Raw genomic sequence first — 20237 nt, forward strand, 5'->3', positions numbered from 1 at the left:
TGGATTGAGATTAAAACATTGACTTGTTCAAAGTTCTGTCAGAGGCCTTGCTTTACGGCGCGGTGCTTAAAGAGGCGCTGTGTTTAAAGAGGCGCGGTGCTTAGAGAACGGTGCCTAAAGACTTGCCCCGCTTTGCCGCGCATAGTTTCGGCGGATCATCGCATTGCCGCGCTGCATTCCCAGCCGCTCGTAAAACGGCACCAATTCATCGTCGCAGCAGAGGTCTACGGCGTACAGGTGGGCCAGTTGCCCAAAGAGGGCGTCCATCAGGCGCGAGGCCAAGCCCTGCCCACGCCATTCCGGGCGTACCTCCAACAGAGGAATAAAGGCGGTGAGCACGCCGTCACTGATGGCCTGTGCAAAGCCCACCACTTGCTCATCCTCTACGGCCAGCGCGATGCGGTAGGAGCCGGAGAGCATCTGGTGCAGCGTTTCGGGCGAGGGCGGAGTGGGCCAGCCTTCAAAAAAGCCGCCGAGTTGGGTGGATGTGATTCCTTCTAACGAGGTGACGATCTGGGGGACATAGCGTCATTTTCGCCCCTCCACAGCACATTAACCCCAGCACCTTAAGCATCTGCCTGCTGGCCTAACCCGCGCCCGCGCCCTAGATTTGGCGCATGACTGACGCCGCCGCGCCCCTGCTGTTTCAACCCTTCAAATTGGCTGGCCTCACGCTGCCCAACCGCGCCGTCGTGTCTCCGATGTGCATGTATTCCTCGCAAAATGGCCTAGCCAACGAGTTCCATCTGGTGCATCTGGGCCAGTTTGCGCTGGCGGGCGCGGGCCTGATTTTTACCGAAGCCGCTGCCGTGTCGCCCGAAGGCCGCATCAGCCCCGAGGATTTGGGCCTGTGGTCTGACCAACACATCGTGCCGCTGGGCCGCGTGACCGATTTTGTTCACGCGCAGGGCGGGCGCATCGGCATTCAGTTGGCGCACGCCGGACGAAAAGCCAGCACCTATGCGCCTTGGCGGGGGCGCGGGGCGGTGCTGCCGGAACAGGGCGGCTGGACAGTGATCGGGCCGGACGATCAGCCGTTCAGCGACACCTTTCCTGTGCCCAGCGCCATGACTGAAGCCGATATTCACCGTGTCACCGCCGATTTTGTGGCCGCCACCAAGCGGGCGGTGATGGCCGGATTCGATGCCGTAGAGGTTCACGCCGCGCACGGCTATTTGCTGCATCAATTCCTCTCGCCGCTCGCCAATTCGCGCACCGACAACTACGGCGGCAGCTTCGAAAACCGCACTCGTTTTCTGTTAGGAGTGGTACGTGGAGTGCGGGCCGCGTGGCCGATCCATCTGCCACTGTTCGTGCGGATCAGCGGCACCGATTGGGCCGATGGCGGCTGGGACACAGCCCAAAGCACGCAACTGGCAAGTTTGCTGGACAAAGAAGGCGTGAACGCGATGGACATCAGCAGTAGCGGCCTGACCACCGCTCAGCAAATCCCCGTCGGCCCCGCCTTTCAAACGCCGATGGCCGCTCAGATCAAGCAGGCCGCTCCCGACTTGGCCGTGATGACAGTGGGCCTGATCGACACGCCCGAATTGGCCGAAAGGATTTTGCAGGCCGGAGACGCCGACCTGATCGCGCTGGGCCGCCCGTTTTTGCGTGACCCGCATTGGGTACATACGGCGGCGGCGGCGCTAAATGTGGCCCCCCAACAGGTGAACCAATATGCCCGCAGTGGGCGTTGATGTGTCTAAGGGTCTAAAAGTCTAGGGTCTAAGGTGCTGGGGCGGTGGGGTTTTGAGGTGGGCAGAGCGTTCAAACAGACCTCTACCACAGCCTTTGCCCTTCTTAGACCCTAGACCCTTAGACGCTTTTCGCCCCTCAGCCCAGTCTCCTAACTCCCCTCCACCATCCGGCCATCCAGCAGATGCAGCGTGCGGTCAGCGCGGGCCGCAAGCCGTTCATCGTGCGTGACCAGCAGCACCCCCGCCTGATTTTCCCGTGCCAGATCAATGAGGAGGGCGGCCACCAAGTCGGCGTTCACGCGGTCTAGGCTGCCGGTGGGTTCGTCGGCCAGCACCACAGCGGGGCGCGAGGCGAGGGCGCGGGCCACCGCTACCCGTTGGCGTTCGCCGCCGCTCAGCACGCCGGGCAAGGCTTTTTCGCGTCCGCCTAGGCCTACGCGGGCCAGCAGTTCGCGGGCGCGTTCTGTGCCGTCTTGCCCCGACAGCAACGCCGGAACCCGCACGTTGTCCAGCACATTCAAATCTTCCAACAAATAATGGTGTTGAAATACCAGCCCGACCCGTCCTGCACGGCGCGTGGCGCGGGCCTGCGTGTCCAGCGTATCGGCCCGCTCGCCTGCCCACCACACCTCGCCCTCCTGCGGCACATCCAGCCCGCCCAGCAGATGCAGCAAGGTGCTTTTGCCGCTGCCACTCGGCCCGGTCACGGCCACCACTTCGCCCGCCCCCACACTGAGCGATACGCCGTGCAGCACGGTCAATTCCCCAAAGCTGTGGCGCACGTTCACGGCAGCGAGGGCCGCAGCCAAAACGGTGGGGATGAGGGCGGTGGGCGCGGGCAAGGTCACGCGGGGCATGCTAGCTCATGTGAGGCCGCTCAAAGCATCTCAAGACGGCACCTCGCCCCGGCTTAACTTTGTTGCAGATCATCAATCATTGTGAAGTTTCTTACTTAAATGTGCGGCTTTCTTGTTGTTGACGGTTGTCACGCTAAACTGCTGCCGATGTCTCGTTTGGAAGTTCTGCGCCGCTCGCCCCTCTTTCAGAATGTGCCCGAAGAAGCCATGCGGGACGCCCTGCAAATTCTGACTCCGCGCACCTTCCGCCCCGGCGAGGTGGTGCTGTCGCAAGACGTCTCGGGCGACGCGCTGCACCTGATTACTGGCGGCGTGGTGCGGGTCAGCCGAGTCAGCCTCGGCCACCGCGAGCGCGTGATGGGTGACATCTACGCTCCCGGCGTGGTGGGAGAAACCTCGGTGCTGTCGCATCAGCAGCGCAGCGCCACCGTCACGGCCCTCACCGATGTGACCACGCTGATACTGTACCGCGAGCATTTCAAGGTGTTGCTGAACCGCCATCCCGAGGTGCTGTGGAACTTGGCGGCCATGCTGGTGCAGCGCGTGACCAACCTCAACGATGAGCTGATCGCCTTTGGCCTGAATACCGAAGCCGCACTCGCCCATGTGTTTACCACCCAGTACCGTCAGCGCCTCGCGGCGGGCGTGCCAGACCCCGAAGTGTTGCCGCTAGGCACGCAAGACATCATGCAGCGCATCAGCGCCAGCCGCGAAACGGTGGCCCGCGTCATGAAAAAACTGGAAGCGCAAGGCCTGCTGGAAATAACGCCCCGCACGGTGCATCTGCTGGACTTGGAAGGGCTGGGAGCCGTGCCGCTTGATGATGAAGACGGGGAGTAGGGGGCGAGAGGCAACAACTGGACAGTCGCGCTGATATACACGCCAACGCTGCTTACACCCTTATCCACAAAAGTAGAGTCCAACTCACCGACATCTTCGGTAAGTTGGACTTGAATAGTTTGGATTTTGCCTAAAGTTTAGCCGCCGTCAGCGTAAGTCCAGCGCCTCAACACTTTTTTGCTTTTCCCCTGCACCATACTGCAGAGCTACCCTTCTTTCCGGAGCAAAATACTCTTCAAGTACAGGCTTTCCGGCACGCTCAGCAAGTGGGGATGGTCGGCGGGCTGATAGGTGATGGCGGTCACTTCGGCGTCGCAGTTGGCCTCGCCACTGGCTACCCGCGCCGCGTCCAGCAGGTCGTCTACGCGGATGTAATGGGCACAGGTACTGATCAGCAGATGCCCGCCGGGAGTCAGCATTCGCAGGGCGCGGGCGGCTCCATCGGTAAAAATCCGTTTGGCGCGGGGCACGTCGTCTTTGCGCTTAGCCAACGTGGGCGGGTCAAGCACAGCGGCGCTGAAGGTGCGTTTTTCCTTTTCCAGCCGGGTCAGTTGCTCTATCGCGTCGCCCCAGCGCACGCCCACGCGCACTTCGTTCAGGCCAGCTTCGCGCTCCAGTACGGCCAGCGCCACATTATCCTTGTCGATGGCTACGGCTTTGGCCCCGGCCCGCGCCGCGTGCAAAGAGAATCCGCCCGTGTAGCTGTACACATCCAAAAAGTTTTCACCGGGTTTCACGAGGCCGCGCATCATGCGGCGGTTGTCGCGTTGATCCAGAAAAAACCCAGTTTTCTGCGCGTCCATCGGCGCAAAGTGCAGGTTCAGATCGTCCTCGAAAAAAGTCACGCGCTCCGGCACGTCGCCCCACAGGATGCTGGTGTGCAGGCCCAGCCCTTCGCGTCGGCGCTCGCCCGTGTCGCTGCGCTCGAAAGCACTGGCCGCGCCCGTTTCTTCACGCAGGGCACGCAAAATCAGGTCGCGGTGACGCTCTACGCCCGCGTTGCGAAACTGCACGCTCAGCACGCTGCCAAACTGGTCGGCAATAATTCCGGGCATGCCATCTGCTTCGGCGTGCAGCACGCGCATGGCGTCGGTGTTCAGAATTCTTCCGGCCCGCCGTGCCAGCGCGGCACGAATCCGGGTGCGGTAAAACTTCTGGTCAATGTCTTCTTTTTGCCACGTCAACATTCGCAGTGGCGTCGCACCTTCGGGGTTAAAGTAACCGCGCCCCACAAACGGCCCGCCGGGGTCGCGCACATCCACCACTTCGCCGGGGGCAATGCCCGCATCGGAGGCCGCAATATCGCCGGAATGCCCGAACGGATAGCGCCCCGCGATGCGCCGAACGGCAGCAGGGCTGAGGGTCACAGACAAACTCTTCTTCATGTGACTAGGCTAGCAGGCAACGGCGGGGCGGCGAGCGTCAGCATAAAAAATTCGCTGTTGCAGGAGGAGAGGAGGGGCGCAAAATAAGGCCACCATGAAACAGACCTTGCTTACTGCTGCGGCTTTGGCTTCGCTGGCGTTCTCGTCCTGCGGCGTCATTCCCACGCCCGCCGTGCCCATTCCCGACGCCGAAATCAGCCTGCCGCCCAGCAGCGCGGTAGCTGGCCGCGTCATCTACATGAAAACCGACGTGCTGGGCGGCGTGACTCTGCCCAGCGTGTTGCAACAGGTCAGCATCACGGGCTTGGCGACCTATTCCAGCGGCGGCGGCAACCTCAGCGGCGCAACCGTCTTTATTCGCAGCTCCATCGACCCCATGCCTGCCGGGTGCGCCACCACCACCCTCGCCCCCGTGCTGCTGTGCGACCCCGCCGGAGAAGTGGCCCGCCAAATTGGAAGCGTCAATTTGACTTCTGGCACAGCCAGCGCCTTTACCCTCAGCGGCCCAGAACTGGACGCGGCGGCCAAAGCGGGTCACGGCTACATCGGTGTGCTGATTACAGGCGGCAGCAGCGTGCTGACCGACAAGTTGAAGCTGACGGGCATGGAAGCGCGGGCCAAGTTTTAAGGCAGGAGTTTTGATTGGCGTGATAAGAATTGAGCGTTGACGATTCCGAGCAACCCCCCAGTCTGCTTTGCAGCCAGCCCCCCTCAAGGGGAGCGCAACAGCTTTTAGTCCCCACCTCTAAGGGGGGGCGTTGCGCCAGCAACGGGGGGTTCACCTTCCAAGCCAGCCAACAACAGCACAGAAAAACGGGCGGCAAGGCAAAACCAAATGCCTCGCCGCCCTCTTCCTGAAAGTCTTTACACTCCCTTCCAGTCGCAACTGCGCTTTTCCACTTCTTTCAGCACGTCTGCCGCGTGGGTGGCTGGGTTCACGGTGCGCCAGTGGCGGGCAATGCTGCCGTCTGGAGCGATCAGGAAGGTTTCGCGGGCGGCCATGCCCAAGAGTCCGCCTAGTCCACCGATGACGCCGTAAGCCTTAGACAGTGTGCGGTCTCCGTCTGGAATCAGGGGGTAGGACAGGCCGCAGGAGTCGCGGAATTTGGCTTGCCGGGCTTCGGTATCGAGGCTCACGCCGATCAGTTGGGCGTTTAGGGCATTGAAATCTTCCACTTTGGCTTCAAACCGACGCGCTTCGATGCTGCATCCGGGCGATCCGGCACGCGGATAGAAGAACAAAATCACCCACCCACCGCGCATTTCCGAGAGGCGCAGGGTGCGGCCATCGTCGCTGCGGGCCGAAAATTCGGGGGCCATGTTGGGTGCTTGGCTGGCAGAAGGCGTGAGGGTGGTCATGCGCCGATTGTACGGGGCCGACTAGAATCGAACGGTGTTGTCGCTGACCTCTCCACTCCTGCCCTACGCTGCCCAAACTGTGATTGTGGGCGTGTCGGGCGGGGCCGACAGTGTGGCGCTGTTGCTGGCGCTGCGGCTGGTGGGGGCGCGGGTGGTGGCGGCCCATCTCGATCATGCCCTGCGCCCCGAATCTGCCGAAGATGCCCGCTGGGTGCAAGAGTTATGCACCGAACTGGGCGTGCCCTGCGAAGTGGCGCGGGTGGATGTAGGGGCGGTGGCCGCCCGCCGAGGCTGGAATCTGGAAGACGCGGCGCGGCGGGTGCGCTACGACTTCCTCTCCAGAGTCGCCAAGAAAGCCGGAGCCTCGGCCATCCTCACGGCCCACACCCGGCGCGATCAGGCCGAAACGGTGCTGATGGCCCTGCTGCGTGGAGAAGCGGTGCTACACGGCATTCCTGCCGTGCGAGGGCGGGTGCGTCGGCCTTGGCTGGCGGTAGCGCGGGCCGACATCGAGGCCTTTTTGGTAGCCCAGAACCAGAGCTGGCGAGAAGACCCCAGCAACGCCAACACGGCTTTTACGCGGGCGTGGTTGCGTCTGGAAGTCCTGCCTGTGCTGACGGCCCGCTTTCCGGGCATAGAACTGGCGCTGGCCCGCATTGCCCGCCTGAGTGCCGAAGATGACATGGCCCTATCAGAATTGGCCGCCCGCCTGACCTTACATGCGTCGTTGCCTTCCCAAACGCCCGCCGTGCTGCGCCGCTGGGTACGACAGGAACTAGTAGGCGCGGGCTTCAGCTTTCATGCCGATCAACTAGAAGCTTTGGCGGCGGCATTGCGGCAGTCGGTCACACTACATCTGACGTTGCCGGGGGCGCGGCAAATCACCACCACCGGGGGCAAGCTGTACACCGTGCCGCAAACGTGGCCCCCGCCCGATTTTGTCATCCCAGACGGCTGGATTCTGCGAACTCGGCGGCCTGCCGACCGTATCCGGTTGTCTGCCGGAACCCGCAAACTCAGTGACCTCCTCACCGATGCTAAGGTGCCGCGTGAAAGCCGGGACGCCGTGCCCGTACTGGTTTCTGTCGCTGGGGTGCAGTGGGTGGGTTTGCGCCCGCCTGTGTGGGCCGAGGGTGCCCGCGCCGCAGCAGGCGCACCAGAAGACGTGCATCACGCGGCAATGGGCGAGGCGTTGGCACTGGCCCACGCCGCAGCCGAGGCCGGAGAGGTTCCGGTGGGCGCGGTGGTATTGCACGGCGGCGAGGTGGTGGGCCGGGGCCGCAACACTTCCCGGCAGGCGGGCGACATGACCCGGCACGCGGAATTGGCCGCCCTCAGGGAAGCCGCCGCCACGCTGGGCACGCCGTATCTCACCGAATGTACGCTGGTGGTTACGCTGGAACCCTGCCCGATGTGCTTGGGTGCGGCGCTGGAAGCAAGAATTGGGGGCATCGTGTACGGCGCGGCCAACCCCAAAGCTGGGGCGCTAGGCGGCGTCATGGATGTGTTGGCAGCCCACTGGGGCCACTCGCCAACGGTGCGGGGCGGCGTGCGTGCGGCAGAGGCGGCGCGACTTTTGAAGGACGCCTTCCGGCAAGTGCGACAAGCAAAATTACCCACCCAAACACACGAACGCGACCCCGTTTGAAGGGTCGCTGCTTGGCTGACATTCGGTTGATCTGCTTAATCTGAATTCAGTGGTCTAAAAATGCCGACGCTTGGCCGAAATGGCTTTCCCCACATCCCACTCCCTACAGCCCAACTCAGCTTCCGCACCCGCCGCCGCAGCCACCCCCGCAACTACTGCCGCCGTCGCTGCCCCCAGAATCGCCCCCGCCCGAATCGCAACTGTCGCCGCCTGCGGAGGCTCCGTAGCTCTCCCCGCCACCCGAACCGCCGTCGCTGTTGCGGTCTTTGCGTGGAGTCTCTGGACTGCCAGACGCCAGTGCTATGCCCACCACCACCAGCACACCCAGCGCGATGATGACCGCAAAACTGCTCCATGCAAAGGTGGCCCAAGCGATCATGGCAGCGGCCAGCGGAATCAGCCAGCGCCACCAGTTCGGGCGGCGTCCGGGTGCGCGGTTCTGGCGTGGGTCAGGCCACAGGTCGGCGGGTGGCTGCGTTCCGAAGGTTTCGGCGTACAGGTTCAGCGTGGAAAGGTATTGGTCGGCGTAGCGAGCCGCGTCGCCGGGTTGCCCGTTGGCGGGTTCGTGGTGCAGCGGCGCGGGTAGCAGCGGCGTCAGGCGCTCCCAGTAATCGCGGGTAAAGGTCAGGTGCAGGTGCCACACTTCATCCACCAGTTTGGACGGCGTGACCGGAGAGCCGCCCGTTGCCGCCAGCACCAGAAAGCGGCGATATTCTTCCAGCGCCCGCAAGGTCAGAGCAGGCGTCCAGCGGTGTTCGGCTTGCAGGCGGTCTATCAGCGCCGCAGGAAAGGTGTAGTCCAGCAGGGCAGAGGTGAGCGGGCTGGGGTCTGAAGTGGCGCTTGGGCTGACCGTTCCGTGACGACTGAAGCTAGGCAAAGTGTGCATCTGCTGTCTCCTGTTGATGCTTGAAAGAGTGGCTGTGACGGTGTTTCTTCCTGCTCCCAGCGTCCGCCTGTGCCGTCAGCCATCTGTCACGCGAAGGTCAAGGCAGGCCAGAGCCTCGGCTTCACTGCGCCCGCTCTAGGTTTGCTACACTTCAGAAGTTGCGAGGCGCACTGGAACCTAGTCCGGTGCGCCTCGCTGTTGTTGGTGGGAATGGGGTGGGGGCGTCGCTGAACTGCCCCCTCTGCTTCGCAGCTCTGCGAGCCACCCCGTTGCTTAGATCAAGCGTTCGATTAATCCTTATTCCCTCGCCCCTTGTGGGAGAGGGCGTTGCAAAGCAACGGGTGAGGGGGCCACCGGGCAACCGTCAAAACTGAAACACACCACCAAGCCCTTCCTTAGACCTCAGACCCTAAACCCTTAGACAAAGCCCCCTTAAACGTTTTCCCTCCGTTCCACACCCTAATTCTGCCCGTCCGGGTCAGGCATACTCGCCGTCACTCCTGCATCCACGCCGCTCTCGAAGCGCTTAAAGTTTTCGCGGAACATGCGGGCCAGTTTGCGGGCCACTGCGTCATAGGCGGCGGCATCGGCCCAAGCGTGGCGCGGGTTCAGCACGCCGTCCGGCACGCCGGGAACCTCTGCCGGAATCTCTAGGTCAAAGTGGGGGTCGCGCTCGAAGGTCACGCCGTCCAGCCCGCCCGACAGCGCCGCATTCAGCATGGCCCGCGTGTGCCGAATGCTCATGCGCTTGCCCTGACCGTACATACCGCCCGTCCAGCCCGTGTTCACCAGCCACACCCGCGCCCCGCTGGCGGCCACTTTTTGGGCCAGCAGCCGCGCATATTCGCCGGGATGCCGGGGCATAAAGGGCGCACCGAAGCAAGTGCTGAAGGTCGGCTGCGGTTCCGTAATGCCGTCTTCGGTGCCGGGAATCTTGGCCGTAAAGCCGCTCAGGAAAAAGTACATGGTCTGTTCGGGCGTCAGGCGGCTAATCGGGGGCAGCACGCCGTAAGCGTCGGCGGTCAGGAACACGATATTGCGCGGGTGTCCGGCGCGGCCCGCTTCCACGATATTGCCGATCTGATGAATCGGGTAGGCGCTGCGGGTGTTCTCGGTGAGGCTGCCGTCGTTCAGGTCGGGCGTGCCATCGCTGCCCAGCACCACGTTTTCCAGCACCGTGCCAAAGGTATGCGTGGTGCGGTAGATATCGGGTTCAGCCTCGGCATTCAGCCCGATCACTTTGGCGTAACAGCCGCCCTCGAAATTAAATACGCCATCGTCTGTCCAGCCGTGTTCATCGTCCCCGATCAGGGCGCGGGCGGGGTCGGCGCTGAGGGTGGTTTTGCCCGTGCCACTCAGCCCGAAAAACAGCGCTACGTCGCCTTCCGGCCCTACGTTGGCCGAACAGTGCATCGGCATCACACCGCGCTCTGGCAAGAGGAAATTCAGTACGCCGAAGATGGCTTTTTTGTTTTCTCCGGCGTATTCAGTGCCGCCGATAAGTACCATTTTCCGGCTGAAGTTGACCAGAATGAACGTATCGCTGCGAACGCCGTCCTGCACAGGGTCGGCGCGGAATCCGGGCAGGTTCAGCACCGTCCAGTCGGGCGCAAAGTCGGCCAATTCCTCGGCACTGGGCCGCACGAACATATTCCGTACAAACAGCGAGTGGTACGCCATTTCCTGCACAAAGCGCACGCCGAGGCGGTGGGCCGGGTCGGTGCCTGCAAAGAGTTGCTGCACGAACAGTTCTTTTCCATCTGCATTCGCGTAGGCCGTCATCTTGTCCAGCAGACGGTCGAACACCACCGGGCTGATCGGCGTGTTGAATCCGCCCCACCACACGGCGTCCCGCGTCAGGTCGTCTTCTACGATAAAGCGGTCTTTGGGGCTGCGGCCCGTTTTGTTGGTGCGAACTGCCAAGGGGCCGCCCGCCGCAATCCGGCCTTCACCGCGCCGTAGCGCTGCCTCGTACAGTTCGGTCACGCTGGGTTGAAGGTGCAGCGTGGCGCTCTGAATGCCCAACTCGTTTAGGATGGTGCTTGGTGCGTCTGGCAACCCCGTCGCCTCTTGGCGTGCGCTGGTCAGGCTCATAAGTCCTCCCTTGAAGGTGAATAAGTGTGAACGGTTACCCCCTGATTGTGGCCTGTGAAGCGGTTCCAGACCAACCTTAGTGTCGTCACCGCAGCAGGGACAACACTTTCGATGTGTACGCAAATGCATGCTGCATAAAGCTTGGGTAAGCCCGGAAGTTCTGGCTTGGACAGGAAAAGGGCCACACAGCTTCCGCATGCGTGGCCCTTCAGGACAACAGGTTTAGATATGTAAAGACTTACTGCCCCAGTTGCAACGGCGTACCGTTCGTATCTACTACGCGCACTTGGCTGTAGCTGCCGCTGAGGCGAACAAGTGTCCAAGGGCTGGTGATGGCCTGCGTGGTAATCGAACCTGCACCGGGAGCCGTGACCGCTACCGTCAGGGTCAGCACGCCGTTTTGGGCGCTGGCGTTCGTGACGCGCACGCTGTAGCCGCCCGTGTTGCGCTGGCCGAGGAAAATCCCCACTGCCGTTTCTCCTGCATTCAGGCGCGGCGCGGCAGGAATTCCGGTTTGGCGGCCATAGGCGGTGGCGTACACGCTGCCGAGCGAGGTCTGGGTATTAGCAATCTGGATTGCCCCGCTAGTCGCGCTGGAATTGGTGCCGCTGGCGACTTCTACAAAGCCCACGCGCCCAGCCGTGGTTCCCGTTCCCGGAGTGGTGGTGACCGTGCCAGTCGTGCCTGTACCGATGCTGCTCACCGTTCGGACTCCCGGCAGCACATACAGCGCGGTTCTTAGGCTTTCTTGGGGGGCGGGTTCTACCGTCAGCGCGGCGTCGGCTACGCTTTGTTCGTTCAGCACAGCCACCGCCAATGGCCCTTGCCCCAGCAAGGCTTGGCCCAACGCCGCACCTTCCTCACTGGTCAGGTTGCCCGCGCCTGCCAGTCCATTCACGCCCACTCCGGTAGCAACGCCGTTGGTGGTGCTCAGCTTTTGCCAGCGCATGCCGTCGGTAAAGTACACGCCGCTCAGGGCCGCGCCGCCTTCTGGCCGCACACTGAACAGGCCTGCCGCGTCACGGGTCACGTTCACTTTTACGTTGCTGGGCGTGCTGGGCAGGCGGTAGGTGGCCTTGCCGTTCACGCTGAGGGTTCCGGCCAATGCCAGCGGGTCTTGCCCGACCTGAGGCTGCAATGTCACTGCCGCGCCGCCAATTTTTAGGCTGCTCTGGGTGCTGCTGCCCAGCGTGCCGTACACCCACACGATGCGCTCCTGCGTGCCGCCGTACAGCGTGGCTTCGTGAACCCGCACATTGCCTGCACCTGTCATGCTGCACCCCGCGAGTAGTCCGGCGCTGAGTGCCAGCAGACCGCCCAGAACGAATTTAGAAGACTTCATACGGGCAGCTTAGGCGGGCTGCCTGATGACCGACTGAACTGGCCTTGAGCAAATGCATACGCAGGGCAGGCGGGGCGGTTTGGAGGTGAGGTGGCTCCCTCTGCTCCGCAGCTCTGCGAGTCCTACAGGGGGCGAGGCCTACAAGGACAGGAATCGTGGGCTTTTCGCTCCTCACCCTTGGCTGGTACAGCTCCGCAGGAGAGGGGGGAGGCTGGGAGGGGGTGAATGAGCGAAGCGATTGCCCTGTCGCCTTTCCTTAGACCAAGCCCCACCAATCCCAGGCCACAACCCTCAGCGGCTCAGCAACTCCCGCGCATGCGTCAGCGCCGCGTCCGACGTATTGCCGCTCATCATGCGGGCAATTTCTTCAAGGCGTTCTTGGGGGTTCAGCAGACGCACCCGGCTGACTGTGCGGCCCCCTTCCACATGCTTTTCTACTTTGTAATGCTGATCGGCGCGGGCAGCAATTTGCGCGAGGTGCGTGACCACCAACACTTGCCGTGATGCGGCCAGTCCCGACAGTTGCGCCGCTACCGCCAACGCCGCCGAACCGCCAATTCCGGCGTCTACTTCATCAAAAATCACGGTGGGCGTATCGGCCCCCAGCACCGTGCTGATTGCCAGCATCACCCGCGACAACTCGCCGCCCGACGCGACATCGGCCAGTGGTGCAAGGTCTTCGCCGGGGTTGGCCGTGAAGTAAAGCAGCACGTCACTGATACCGCTCAGCACAGGCGTGGGCAGAGGCGACAGCCGGAATTCTAGGCGGGCGTGCGGCATCCCCAATTCCCGAATAACGGCCAGCAGCGAGGCGGCCAGCGGGCCAGAGGTGCGGGTGCGGGCGGCGTCCAGCGCCTTGCCTGCGGCCAACGCTGCGGCTTTCAGCGCGTTCACATCGGTTTCCAGCGTTCCGGCGTCGTGTTCGTCGCGTTCCAGCGCGGCCAGTTCTGCATTCACCGACTCCTGAAACGCCAGAACATCTTCCAACGTCGGCCCGTATTTGGCCCGCAGCTTGCCCAGTGCCGACAACCGCGCCTCTACGCGGGCCAGTTCTTCGGGGTCGGGGGCGCTGTCCTCGGCGGTGCCGCGTAGCTCGCCCACGATGGCCTGCACCGCGTCCAAGGCTTCGCGCAAGTCCCGCTGCAACCCGGCGCTCGTCTCGTCGTATTTGGCCCCAGCGTTCAGCGCCCGCACTGCTTCGGCCATCAGCCCGGTCACACTCACTTCTCCATCCGATAAGAGTTCCAGCGCTCCCGCCGCCCCCTGCGCGATGGTGTCCAAGTTTGCCAGCCGGGTCAGGTCAGTTGCCAGCGGTTCTTCCTCGCCGGGCTGGGGGGCAATTTCGGCAATCTCACGGGCCTGAAAGGTCAGTAAGTCCAGTTGCCGCGCCCGCTCTCGCTCGCCCGTTCGCAGGGCTTCCAGCCGCGCCGCCGCTTCCTGCCACGTCCGGTAAGCCACCCGGTACGCGCCCGACTCTGCCGCCACTTGCCGGTCAAGGAGATCACGCTGGTTGGCGGGCGTCAGCAAACTGACCGCGCTGTGCTGCCAGTGGATCGTGAGGTGCGAGGTGGCCCATTCCTGCAATTCGCGCACGCTGACCACTTCGCCGTCCAGCCGCGCCGTGCCGCGTCCCTGCGTGGTCACGCGGCGGCTGGCGCTAAATTCATCTGACTTCTTCTCCCAGAAGCCCGAGACCAGCAGCGCGTCTTCTCCGGTGCGGATCAGGTCGGTGTTGGCCCGCGCCCCCAGCAGCAGCCCCAGCGCGTCTACGATGATGCTTTTGCCCGCGCCCGTTTCGCCCGTAAACGCCGAGAATCCGCCGCGAAGTTCCAGCGTCAGGGCCGGAATCGTCGCCAAATTCCGCACTTCCAGCCGCGCCAGCCCGCCAGTTGAAGGAGAGCCGCCCTGAGAAGAACTGGGCTGGGGCTGGGGCGCTGGTTGGGACACGGCGGGGGGGTGGGGGGTGCGGGCCTTGCGGGTCACGCCCCGGAGTTTAGAGCTTTCGCGGGTGGGGGCATGGAGAGCGGGGCCGCGATTGGGAAACCAGAGGTGAAGGAGTCGCTACTTCAGCGCCCGCCCGACACGTCCAGAATGGCCCCAGTCGTATACGACGCTTCCTCCGATAGAAGCCACAAAATGGCCCGCGCCACGTCCTCCGGTTCCCCGCCCCGGCCCATCGGCACGCCCCCAGACAGCCGCGCCACGCGCCCCGCCTCGCCTCCGCTGGCGTGCATGTCGGTGGTAATCAGGCCGGGGCGCACGCCGTTCACGCGGATGCCTTCGCCCGCGACTTCGTGGGCCAGCCCAATGGTCAGGGTGTCTACGGCTCCTTTCGAGGCCGCGTAGTCTACGTATTCACCCGCCGAACCCAGCACCGCCGCACGCGACGACACGTTCACGATTGCACCGCCCTGCCCGCCGCGCCGAGTGGACATGCAGCGCACGGCTTCGCGGGCACACAGGAAACTGCCGATCACGTTGGTGTCAAATATCCGTCTGAGGCGGGCGGCGTCCAGATGTTCCACGCGGGTCTGCTGCTCCAAAATGCCCGCGTTGTTGACCAATGCGGTCAGTGTGCCCAGCTGCTGCGCGACTTCCCGGAACATTCGTTCTACACCGCTTTCACTGCTCACATCGGCCTGAATGGGGACGGCTCGGCCGCCATTCGCTTCTATGGCAGACACGATGTTTTGGGCGGCGGCAGCGTCTTGCCTGTAATTCACGGCGACTGCGTAGCCTTGTCGGGCGGCCAGAAGTGCGGTGGCCGCGCCGATGCCCCGACTGGCTCCCGTGACCAACAGAACTTGACTCATAGGGTCAATTTAGGGGAATTTACTGCGCTTGGGCGCTAAACCTGTACCCATCTCCCCACGCCGCCCCCGCCGAACATGAACCCCGCGTTACATTCTCCCCATCCTCAGCGAGGGGAAAAGGGTTCACAATGACCGCATTGCCTGCTCTGGACAGTGAACCAAAACAAGCACTGAGTTGCAGAGCAGGTGTGATAAGGAGAACCATGAACAACGACATGAACGGCGGCGCAAGCAAACGCAGCCTGATACTGCTGGGCGGCCTCGCGGCACTCAGCCTGAACCCCGATCTTCGCCGCAAGCTGGTATTGGGCACCCGTGACGCGCTGGGCACGCTAGACGGCACCATCAAGCCCGCACTGGCAGGCGCAGCGGTGCAGGCCGGACACGCGGGGCATGTGGCCCAAGCTGCCGCGCAATCGGCAGTGCAAACCGCGCTTCAGAGCGCCACCCATACGATAGAAACCCTGCGTGAAGAGATGCCGCCCCGCGCCCACGCCTTGCTTGGCAGCGCACAGGAAGCGGCGGGCGTGCTGGCTGCTGGAGCCGCCGCCAAAGCTGTACAACTGCGCCACGATGCAGGCGAGGCCGCGCATGTGGCCCGCGAGGAAGCAGGCAAACGCCTGAGCACGCTGTCGGGCGAAGTGATGGAGGCCACCGCCGAACGCCGCGAAGCCGCTGCCAAAGCGTTGACTGCTGCTCAGGTCACAGGTAAAACCGCAGGCAGTGCCCTGATTGCCGACGTGAGCAGCCGGGTTCAGGGCTTGCTGGGTGACGCGCAGGACACCGTAGAAAGCCGCCGCCATACCGCCGAAAAAGCACTGGCCCGCGCCCGCAAAGACGCCGAGAAAGAACTGCGTGCCGCCCGTAGAGAGTGGAAGCCTGCCAAGTTGGAGAAGGCCGTCGCCAAGCGGATTGCGCCCCTGCACAAGCAGGCCGAGCGCGAGTTGGCCCACTTTGAAAAGGAACTGAATAAGAAGACCAAGCAGGCAGCACGTGGTGGCCGCCAGATCGAGGCTAAAGTGAAGAAAGAAGTGGCTGTGAAAACGGTGAAAGTGAAGGCGGCCAAAGCCAAAGCGATGAAAGAAGCGCGGTCTGAGCGCAGCAGTAGCAGCGGCGTCATCGGCCTCGTGCTATTGGTGACTGGCGCAATCGTGTTGGCCCGGATTCCGGTGGCGCGTCAGGGCATCCTGAACGCTGTGGAGTCCATCAACCCCGGCGCGGCGCAGGGCCTGAGGAATGCAGGCCGCAGCGCTCGCAACCTGATCGGCACAATGTGGCTGGAGCGCATGGAAGAAGAACCCAAACCCGCCACGCCGCCCGCTGCGAGTGCGCCCGCACCCAGCACTGCCGCCGCCGCTGTGGCCCCCGCCGCCGGAGCCGCCGCCGATACGCAGGCCGCCACCACCGGAGCCACGTGGGGCGGAGCCATTGCCCCCGATTCTCCCGCCGCAGGCAACGCGAGCAACACCACTAAGCCCAGTGGCACGGACGCCAGCAAAACAAATTAAGGCAAGTTGTTCTGGGGTTTAGGCTCTAGGGCATGAACAAAAGAGGAGAGGCCGCCGCGTGCGTGCCTCTCCCTTTCTCTGGGTTCTGGTGACTTGTCGGAAAAGCGCGGTGTTCACAGCCTAAAGCTCACGATTTAGGGCCAGAATTACTTCACCTCAATCCCACCCAAAAACTCCTCTGTATCAGCCACGATCTGTGTTTCAGCCTCGGCGCGGGTCACGGTGGGAATGCCGTCGCCCTTTTGCGGGCCGTAGCGTCCGAAGAAGGCGTGATTGGCTCCCTTGATGACGGTTAGGCGGGCGGAAGTAGGCAGCCGCGTCAGGCCGTCCCGAACATCTTTTGCAGTGGCGACTTCATCATGCTCGGCCAGCAGCGACAGCACAGGTAACGGCGCTCCCGGCAAGTCGCGCAGGCTTACATTGCCCGCTGGGTACGCGCCCATCAGGATCAGGCCCGCCAGTTGTGGCCGGTGGTCATGGGCGTATTGGGCCGCCATCGCGCCGCCGAGCGAATGCCCCGCCAGAATCACACGTTTGCCTGCGCCAAATTCTTTAATCAGGGCGTCGGCGCGGCCAATCCCGGTCACGGCCAAATCCAGCGGGAACACTGGGATCACGGTTCGCACGCCCCGCCCCGCCAATGCCGTTCCCAACCATTCATACGCTTGCGGGCGCACCAAGCCGCCGGAATAGAACACCAGCAGCGTGTCGTATTGCCCACCCACAGGCTGAATATCCACAAATCTGCTGGGGCTGGCTTGCAACGTGGTGCGGGCTTCTGCGCCCTGCACGGCGGCATCTTGACCTACCACCAGCGGTGGGCGATTCACTACCCCAATGCTAACGGCCAGCAAGTACCCCAGAAATCCAGCCAAAAAAATAGACAGCCACACTCGCGCACGGGGCGAGAGTCGGGGGCGCTGGGAACGGAGACGGGTCATGGCCCCAGCCTAACCGCCGCCCAAATTCCGGCCTCCTTTACCCCGCCTTCATCTTTCCGGCGCGCCTGATCCAAACAGCTCTGCCGTGCATATAGCTATTCGAAACAAGAGGCTGAACGATCAAAGCCCACAAGGAGAACTACCATGACGAACCTTAAAATTGGACTGACCGCCCTCGCCGCCCTTTCTCTCGCTTCCGCCGCCAGCGCCCAAATGGGCCAAGCCTACGTGCGTGTGGTTCACGCCGTCAGCGACGCGCCCAATGTCGATGTATACGTAGACGGCGTTCGCACGGTTGCCAACGCACCCTTCAAGGCCGTGACCAGCTTCGGTGAAGTGCCTGCTGGCGCACACAAAGTCATGGTCACCGCCGCCGGAATGATGGACACCGTTGTCTTTGAGGCCGACGTGAACCTGACCGCCGGAACGTACTACACCGTCGCCGCTGTCGGCTACCTGAAGAACGTCAAGCCCAAGATCTTCACGGCCACCAGCATGAACATGAACAAGGCCAAGGCCACCGTCAACGTCTACCACCTCTCTCCTGACGGCCCCCGCGTGCAGGCACTTGCTGTGGACATGAGCAACGCTAAGCTGCTGCCTATGGGCCTGAGCTACGGCAACAAGGCCAGCCTGCTCGTCAACCCGATGGGCGTCAACCTGAACGTCGTGCCTTTCGGCAAGATGGCCCCCGTCGTCAAGAACATCAGCGGCATTAGCGTGGCGGGCGGCAAGAGCTACAGCCTGTTCGCAGTGGGCACGCTGGGCGGCAAGACCTTTGATGTCGTCGTGGCCGAAGACAAACTGGTCATGGGGAGCATGAACGAGAAGTAAGTCTGATTCGGATTTCGGGGCGTAGTCTCCGAAATTTGAATAGGGAAAGCAGGCTGGGGGGCGCAGAAATTTGGCCGCCCAGTCTGTTTTTTTGGTCTGAAGGGGGAGGGGACGGTTGCTGGGTGGCCCCCTCTGCTGCGCAACTCTGCGAGCCACCCCGCTGCGGTGCAGCGCCCCTCTCTCTTCGAGCTGTTCCAGTCCCACAAGGGGCGAGGGCAACAGACAGAGTGCAAGAATCTAGGGTTTTTAGCTCCTCCCCCTTGAGGGGGGAGGCTGGGAGGGGGTGAGTGAGCGCCAGCGATTGCCCCCACATTCCATAACCGCACATACACAAAGGAGAAACCAAAATGAAATATCTGCGGGCGTTTATCGCCGTCGCCCTGTTGAGTGTGCTGGGCTTTGTGGGACTGCAACTGTTCGGCTGGGTCAGCCCGGTGGTGGCGCTGTTTGGCCGGGTCACTCAGGCGTTGGGCGTGCCCGCTGTGTTTCAGGTATTGCACCAAATTTTCGGCTTGGGAAGCACCGGCAAAAGCGTGGCCTTTGCAGGCGTGCTGGTGGGCTGGATCGGCGGCCTGACACTGCTGGGGGCGTTGGTCAGGCCGTGGCAGGCGGGCGCGGTGCTGGGGTTGGCGCTGCTGGTCTTTACCCCATTAGAAGTCGCGCTCGGAAGCGGCTTGGTCTTCGGCCTGTTGTTGTGGGCCGCAGAGAAACTTCTGTCTCCCCGCCTTGCCGTGGCTGCGGTTGCGCCGCCTGCATCTGCCGAGTTGGTGCAGCCGCCTCATCTGCCCAATGTGCGGGCTGACCGCACCAATGCCACGCGCCGCACAGTGACGCTGGCGTTGGCGGGCACGGGCGCAGCCGTCCTCACTGCCGGAGCAGGCCGCCTGATCTCCATGAGTGGCGGCGGGAGCGCGTCGGCCTCGGCAGTTCCGGTCACGCCCGGTAGCTTGCCCGCTGGTGTCACGCCCGTCTCCAACTGGTACTACGTCAGCAAGAATCTGGAAGCCCTGGACCCCCGCATCAAGGCCGAGAAGTGGCGCTTGAATGTGGACGGGCTGGTGGGCACGCCCAAAACCCTAACGTTAGAAGACTTGGCCCGCTTTACTGCCGTGACCAGTGAGCGCACGCTGGCCTGCATCAGCAACCCGGTGGGCGGCCCCCTGATCTCCAACGGTATTTGGGAAGGCTTCCGCCTCAGCGACCTGCTGCGCGAGGTGGGCATCGGCAAAGAAGCCCGTTTTGTGCTGTGGGAGGCCGAAGACGGCTACACCGAAAGCCTGCCGCTGGGCGACGCCCTTGACCCCGAAGTGCTGTTGGTGACGCGCCTCAACGGTGCGCCGCTGACGCCCAAGCACGGCTTTCCTCTGCGCGTGCTGATTCCTGACCGCTACGGCATGAAGCAGCCGCGCTGGCTGACCAAAATTACCCTGAGCGCCACCGATAAACCCGGTTACTGGGTGCAAAGGGACTGGAGCCGCACCGCCCGCCTAGAACTGCAAAGCCGCATCGATTTTCCCGAAGAAATCAACCCGCAGGTGAAGGCAGGCCAGCCCATCACGGTGCGTGGCATGGCGTTTTTTGGCAGCAAACCCATTACCCGCGTGGAGGTCAGCACCGACGGCGGCAAAACGTGGGGACAGGCCAAGCTGACGCCGCCGCGCAACACTTCGGTGTGGACGCTGTGGGCCTTCGACTGGACGCCCACCGCCGGAGCCGCCATGCTGATGGCCCGCGCCTACAGCGGCTCAGTCGTACAAAAAACCGCCGAACGTGACGCCCTCCCGGAAGGTGCAACGGGGTATCACCGGTTTATCGTCAACGCGGGCTGATTGTTCCGGCTGGCAAGGCAAGTTGAGTTGCGTGTAAACCCCCCAGTCTGCTTTGCAGCCAGCCCCCCTTAAGGGGAGCGCAACAGCTTGTGGCCTCCCCTTAAGGGGGGCATTGCGCCAGCAACGGGGGGTTCACCTTCCACGCCAGACCCCCACCTTTGGGATGAGGCTCACCTTCCCCCTTAGTGTTAGGCTCACCCA

The 20237-nt window shown here is 63.2% G+C and carries 17 protein-coding genes; 7 read left to right on the plus strand and 10 right to left on the minus strand.

Annotated features, from left to right (window positions below):
• Positions 1-114: 114 nt before the first annotated feature.
• A complete protein-coding gene (locus E7T06_RS06520) occupies positions 115-513 on the minus strand; it encodes a GNAT family N-acetyltransferase (RefSeq protein ID WP_136365020.1) in 399 nt (132 codons plus the stop codon).
• A 104-nt stretch (positions 514-617) separates the two neighbouring features.
• On the opposite strand from E7T06_RS06520, the gene E7T06_RS06525 reads away from it, so the two are divergent.
• Positions 618-1700, plus strand: coding sequence for an NADH:flavin oxidoreductase/NADH oxidase (locus tag E7T06_RS06525; RefSeq protein ID WP_136365021.1), 1083 nt, complete (start codon positions 618-620; stop codon positions 1698-1700).
• 149 nt (positions 1701-1849) lie between these two features.
• Here E7T06_RS06525 and E7T06_RS06530 read toward each other — a convergent pair whose 3' ends face one another.
• Positions 1850-2557: an ABC transporter ATP-binding protein gene (locus tag E7T06_RS06530; protein ID WP_136365022.1), complete on the minus strand. Its 708-nt coding sequence runs from the start codon at positions 2555-2557 to the stop codon at positions 1850-1852.
• A gap of 147 nt (positions 2558-2704) precedes the next feature.
• Here E7T06_RS06530 and E7T06_RS06535 point away from each other — a divergent pair, with 147 nt between their 5' ends.
• Positions 2705-3397 (plus strand): Crp/Fnr family transcriptional regulator, encoded by a 693-nt coding sequence (locus E7T06_RS06535; RefSeq protein ID WP_136365023.1) that lies wholly within the window; start codon positions 2705-2707, stop codon positions 3395-3397.
• Positions 3398-3603: 206 nt separating this feature from the next.
• Here E7T06_RS06535 and E7T06_RS06540 read toward each other — a convergent pair whose 3' ends face one another.
• Positions 3604-4782 carry a class I SAM-dependent rRNA methyltransferase gene (locus tag E7T06_RS06540; RefSeq protein WP_136365024.1) on the minus strand — a complete coding sequence of 393 codons (1179 nt, stop codon included), beginning with the start codon at positions 4780-4782 and terminating at the stop codon, positions 3604-3606.
• Positions 4783-4876: 94 nt separating this feature from the next.
• Here E7T06_RS06540 and E7T06_RS06545 point away from each other — a divergent pair, with 94 nt between their 5' ends.
• Entirely contained in the window at positions 4877-5410 is a 534-nt protein-coding gene (locus tag E7T06_RS06545) for a hypothetical protein (RefSeq protein ID WP_136365025.1), read from the plus strand.
• A gap of 236 nt (positions 5411-5646) precedes the next feature.
• Here the strand turns inward: E7T06_RS06545 and E7T06_RS06550 are convergent, their stop codons facing one another.
• Positions 5647-6141: a peroxiredoxin gene (locus E7T06_RS06550; protein ID WP_136365026.1), complete on the minus strand. Its 495-nt coding sequence runs from the start codon at positions 6139-6141 to the stop codon at positions 5647-5649.
• A gap of 34 nt (positions 6142-6175) precedes the next feature.
• Between E7T06_RS06550 and tilS the strand changes: the two genes are divergently transcribed.
• A complete protein-coding gene (tilS, locus tag E7T06_RS06555; protein WP_136365027.1) occupies positions 6176-7789 on the plus strand; it encodes a tRNA lysidine(34) synthetase TilS in 1614 nt (537 codons plus the stop codon).
• A gap of 115 nt (positions 7790-7904) precedes the next feature.
• Here tilS and E7T06_RS06560 read toward each other — a convergent pair whose 3' ends face one another.
• The 5 genes from E7T06_RS06560 to E7T06_RS06580 form a co-directional block, all read right to left on the minus strand.
• Positions 7905-8675, minus strand: coding sequence for a hypothetical protein (locus tag E7T06_RS06560; protein WP_136365028.1), 771 nt, complete (start codon positions 8673-8675; stop codon positions 7905-7907).
• 459 nt (positions 8676-9134) lie between these two features.
• Positions 9135-10769, minus strand: a complete 1635-nt coding sequence (gene pckA, locus E7T06_RS06565; RefSeq protein ID WP_136365029.1) for a phosphoenolpyruvate carboxykinase (ATP) — start codon at positions 10767-10769, stop codon at positions 9135-9137.
• A gap of 238 nt (positions 10770-11007) precedes the next feature.
• Complete coding sequence (locus E7T06_RS06570) at positions 11008-12111, minus strand: protease complex subunit PrcB family protein (protein ID WP_136365030.1); 1104 nt, start codon at positions 12109-12111, stop codon at positions 11008-11010.
• A gap of 291 nt (positions 12112-12402) precedes the next feature.
• Positions 12403-13992 carry a DNA repair protein RecN gene (recN, locus tag E7T06_RS06575; RefSeq protein ID WP_168733414.1) on the minus strand — a complete coding sequence of 530 codons (1590 nt, stop codon included), beginning with the start codon at positions 13990-13992 and terminating at the stop codon, positions 12403-12405.
• A 185-nt stretch (positions 13993-14177) separates the two neighbouring features.
• Complete coding sequence (locus E7T06_RS06580) at positions 14178-14924, minus strand: SDR family oxidoreductase (protein ID WP_136365032.1); 747 nt, start codon at positions 14922-14924, stop codon at positions 14178-14180.
• Positions 14925-15127: 203 nt separating this feature from the next.
• On the opposite strand from E7T06_RS06580, the gene E7T06_RS06585 reads away from it, so the two are divergent.
• Complete coding sequence (locus E7T06_RS06585; protein ID WP_136365033.1) at positions 15128-16432, plus strand: hypothetical protein; 1305 nt, start codon at positions 15128-15130, stop codon at positions 16430-16432.
• A gap of 146 nt (positions 16433-16578) precedes the next feature.
• Here the strand turns inward: E7T06_RS06585 and E7T06_RS06590 are convergent, their stop codons facing one another.
• Positions 16579-17373 carry an alpha/beta family hydrolase gene (locus tag E7T06_RS06590; protein ID WP_136365034.1) on the minus strand — a complete coding sequence of 265 codons (795 nt, stop codon included), beginning with the start codon at positions 17371-17373 and terminating at the stop codon, positions 16579-16581.
• Between the two features lie 144 nt (positions 17374-17517).
• Here E7T06_RS06590 and E7T06_RS06595 point away from each other — a divergent pair, with 144 nt between their 5' ends.
• Both E7T06_RS06595 and E7T06_RS06600 read left to right on the plus strand, forming a co-directional pair.
• A complete protein-coding gene (locus E7T06_RS06595; RefSeq protein ID WP_240740891.1) occupies positions 17518-18207 on the plus strand; it encodes a DUF4397 domain-containing protein in 690 nt (229 codons plus the stop codon).
• Between the two features lie 347 nt (positions 18208-18554).
• Complete coding sequence (locus E7T06_RS06600) at positions 18555-20036, plus strand: molybdopterin-dependent oxidoreductase (protein WP_136365035.1); 1482 nt, start codon at positions 18555-18557, stop codon at positions 20034-20036.
• The last annotated feature ends 201 nt before the right edge of the window (positions 20037-20237 follow it).

This window comes from Deinococcus sp. Arct2-2 (assembly GCF_004801315.1).
In the GTDB taxonomy this organism is placed as follows: Bacteria; Deinococcota; Deinococci; order Deinococcales; family Deinococcaceae; genus Deinococcus.